Here is a 384-nt window from a genome sequence, read left to right as displayed (position 1 = left end):
TCGTCGAGGAGGCTCCGGCCGCGCCCGCGGTGGAGGAGGCTCCCGCCGCTCCCGCGCCGCGTGCCCGTCGTCGTGCCACGCGCGCCGTCGCCGCTCCGGCCGCGCCCGCCGCCGTCGAGGTCGTCGAGCCCGTTGCCGAGGCCCCCGCCGCGCCCGTSGWGGARGAGGCTCCGGCCGCCGCTCCGGCGCCGCGTGCCCGTCGYCGTGCCACCCGYGCCGTCGCCGCCCCGGCCGCGCCCGTCGCCGCCCCGGCCGCCGAGCCCGTCGCCGAGGAGGCCCCCGCCGCGCCCGCGGTGGAGGAGGCTCCGGCCGCCGCCCCCGCGCCGCGTGCCCGTCGCCGCGCCACCCGCGCCGTCGCCGCCCCTGAGGCGCCCGACGCCGAGG

General features: G+C 86.3%; 1 protein-coding gene. It reads left to right on the top strand.

What is annotated here, in order from left to right; all coding sequences use genetic code 11:
* Positions 1–384: hypothetical protein (locus AB4039_RS42550; RefSeq protein WP_442273352.1), on the top strand; the 384-nt coding region annotated here is incomplete at both ends.

It is taken from the genome of Streptomyces sp. M-16, assembly GCF_052114405.1.
In the GTDB taxonomy this organism is placed as follows: Bacteria; Actinomycetota; Actinomycetes; order Streptomycetales; family Streptomycetaceae; genus Streptomyces.
Note: the sequence above shows the minus strand (reverse complement) of the source record. Positions and strands in the feature narration are given on the sequence as shown.